Source organism: uncultured Lactobacillus sp., from assembly GCF_945290125.1.
In the GTDB taxonomy this organism is placed as follows: domain Bacteria; phylum Bacillota; class Bacilli; order Lactobacillales; family Lactobacillaceae; genus Lactobacillus; species Lactobacillus rizhaonensis.
On sequence record NZ_CALYQV010000106.1, the window covers coordinates 1 to 3096 of the forward strand.

The 3096-nt window shown below is 39.5% G+C and carries 5 protein-coding genes; all 5 read right to left on the reverse strand.

Features of this window, described 5'->3' with window-relative positions; all coding sequences use genetic code 11:
• Positions 1–7: 7 nt before the first annotated feature.
• Positions 8–205: a hypothetical protein gene (locus Q0K80_RS10105; protein WP_294605988.1), complete on the reverse strand. Its 198-nt coding sequence runs from the start codon at positions 203–205 to the stop codon at positions 8–10.
• 2 nt (positions 206–207) lie between these two features.
• On the reverse strand, positions 208–579 hold the full coding sequence (locus Q0K80_RS10110) for a hypothetical protein (RefSeq protein WP_294605990.1): 372 nt from the start codon (positions 577–579) through the stop codon (positions 208–210).
• 13 nt (positions 580–592) lie between these two features.
• Positions 593–1774, reverse strand: a complete 1182-nt coding sequence (locus Q0K80_RS10115; protein WP_294605992.1) for a hypothetical protein — start codon at positions 1772–1774, stop codon at positions 593–595.
• Positions 1771–2847: a hypothetical protein gene (locus Q0K80_RS10120; RefSeq protein WP_294605994.1), complete on the reverse strand. Its 1077-nt coding sequence runs from the start codon at positions 2845–2847 to the stop codon at positions 1771–1773. Before Q0K80_RS10120 ends, Q0K80_RS10115 begins: the two co-directional genes overlap by 4 nt.
• The coding region (locus tag Q0K80_RS10125; protein WP_294605996.1) for a hypothetical protein at positions 2844–3096 on the reverse strand (253 nt) is incomplete at its 5' end. The genes Q0K80_RS10125 and Q0K80_RS10120, both read right to left, overlap by 4 nt.

A 3096-nucleotide genomic window follows, 5' to 3' on the forward strand; every position in this document is an offset into this window, starting at 1 on the left:
AAGCCCGCTAGTTAGTAGCTGGGCTTGTTGCTTGCGTATTCTCATTTTGGTTAGCAGCTGGTTGTTGGTTGGTACCTAGAATTTCGTCACACTCAGCTTGAGTGATTGAGTATGGGACTAGGCTTTTGACAACATCTTCAGTCATCATTTTCCAATCTTGATACGCTGCTTTTACGGTATCAAAAGCAAAACTATGGTTATTCATATTTATTTCTCCTCCTTGGTGCTATTAGCACTGTCTAATTTTTGATTAATGTCGGCTAACTGCTTGTTAATGGCGTTTTGGGTCAGTGTTTGATTAACAATCGCCTGTTGTAGCTGTTTATTAGCAGCTAAAGCGGTATTGAGCTGTAAGAGCATATTTACATTAGCTTGGCGCAATTCGTCCATCGGAGATAAGCCACTAGCAATTTTGACAAGTCGATTTCCGTCAAGTTCCCACTCCCGAAAGTTTTCGGCATTAAAATTCGGGTCAGCTTCTACTTCTTGCCAACCCGGAGTTTGTAACTGTTCTTCACTGTAGACATTGGCGAAACCAATTACAGCATTCTGATCATTTATTTGTACTGCAATTTTCATCAAATTACCCTCCTTACTTGGAATATGCGGTTATTTTAGTAATAAACATATTAGTTTTACCCAAATTCACCCACTTATTATAATCAGAATCAAAGTTTTGGATTTGTACTGGATCATAAGTCAAATTAATAGATGTGTTCTCGATTTGTAAGTTAACTTTATTGCTTTTGAGTATGACACTGTAAGAATAGCTGACACTTTTATCGACATTTCCTTGCTTATCGGCAGGATAAATTCTTCCTGACGATTTAGCGTCCCAAGAAAATACTTTATCTTCTAAAAGAGCACTTTTTGCTAACAGTAAAGGATTGGGAATATCTGGATACAGATCATGGAAATTCAAATAAATTGTTGCGGAATCCTTTACCACTTCTAATGCAGGTGCAAACTCAATTTTGATTCCATCACCAACATTGGAGAAATTTTGGGAAACATTGGTTAAAGCTATTTCGCCTGAGCTTTTACCTTCGAAGAGGACGGCTCCATTAGCTAATTGCGGAATTGGCTTAGCTTTAGTAAAAGAGTTAGCACTAGTGATTTGTACGTCATAGAAAGCGCCGTTATTACTGCCAGATTTTTGATCCAATGCAAAGCCTTGGTGATTAGTAATCACTAGGGTTGTACTATCTTTGATAGCAATGGAAAGTCTTGGTGATTGACTGACTTTTGTAGTGCTCAAAGCTTCTCCGATACCATCAATCGCACAGTTAATCGTTTGGCCAATCACGAGGTTTTTCGCCAAAATGGAAATAGGAATAGGGACACTAGCTACATACTTGCCAGTTTGGGGTTTATCCTCATTAGAAGCTACCACAGGCAAAATAGAAGTAGTGCCGGTTGTGCCGTTGGTAATCGGGGTTTTAATAATTTGCAGTGATAATTGGATTCCATCACCAATGCTTAGTAAATCCTTGCTTAGGGTAATTTCAGTATCACTGGTGGCGGAAGTTGTCCCTGACCATAGCTGCACCGTCCCGATTAAGTTTTTGCCCGGATCGGTGTTAACGCCTGAATCAGGAATAGTGCTATCACCGGGATTATCAGTGCCGCCATTGCCAAACAAATTATTTAGGTCAACTTGGCCAGCTTCGTCAGGTAAATATATTTTATCCTTAGCTTTGACACTTCTAATCGCAGCTTTGTTTAATTTCAGAAATTCTTTCGTCAATTTAGTTAAATCATTGATTGCTGTCATTGTTTACCCCCTTCTGCTTCATATAAGCGATCAATTTCTGCTTTATCGTCCGGATCTTGGATAACATCAGCAGTAGAGATTGTGCCAGCTTTGATACTTTCATTAAAGATATCAATAAAATTGTCTTTGGTAACTAAGTTCTTTTGCTCAATCTGATTAGTTAAATCGGTGAGTTTATTTTGCAAGTCAGTTTCAAAAGCTGCTTCCTTTTGTTTCAGCGTTTGGAAAGCAGAATCTAAATCCGTTAGTTTCTGATTCTCAATACTTAGCTTGTTTTCAAAGTCTGCCAGTGCCGCGTCTATACGTTTTTTATCTTCTAGCAAGGCATCAGTAATCACATTATCGAAGAAATCCAACGTATAACCAATGTGCTCATCGGCTAAATCCTGCATTTTCTTTAAGTTGGCCAAGCAACGTTGATACTCACTGATATAGAAGGCCATCGGACGTGGGAAAGCTACATCGTTAGGAATGACATGTAAATCAAAATCCAAACTAATGGAGCGGGTAGTACCATCTTCTCTTTCTAGAACAATTTGCGCACTTACAAACTTACCTGCAACTAATCCCACGGCTTCTTCCGGTGTCCAGTCCAATTGCCCTATGCTTGCTTGAGTTGTCTCAAATCCTTCATCCGTGGAAATAAAGTTATTCTGTGAAGTTCTGCCTTGGAACCACGGCTTGTGAAAATCCGATATATTAGCCCGTCCTGTCTCATCAAAGACTTGAAAACGAAAACGAACTCCGCTTGCTTCACCCTGTCGTATAACGGCAATTGGCAACACTCGTGAACGAGTCTTCCGGTTGTAAATATCCGCCGGCACAATATGTCCTGATTCGTCAACAGTAGCTGCATGGGGTAAATAACCAGCTTGTGCATGGTTCAAATAAATTAGAATGGTTTGTTCGGTAGGAACATCAGTGGTTATATAATCGTAAGGATCATGTGGGTCAGGATCTTTATCTGGCCAACTTAATGGTGGCAATAAGGGATTATGAGCTTGATTATTTTTAGGATCATTTTGTGGGGTGGTGCCTTGATTATTGTCAGGTTTCTTTACTTCATCGGTCATTGTTTACCTCCTTCTTTTTCGTATAAGCGATCGATTTCTGCTTTATCGTCCGGATCAGCAATCTTATCATTGATATCAAGATTTGTTGGATATTGGTCAGTTCTACTTGGATTAGCATACGGCCCAATAGCCGGCGCTGCCTGAACTCGTTTTTGCAGGTTATTGATTTTAGCTTCCAGCAAATTGAGCTTTTGATCTACTGCAGCTTTAGGATAGTAATTTTTATCCAAAAATTCAGAGACTACTAAA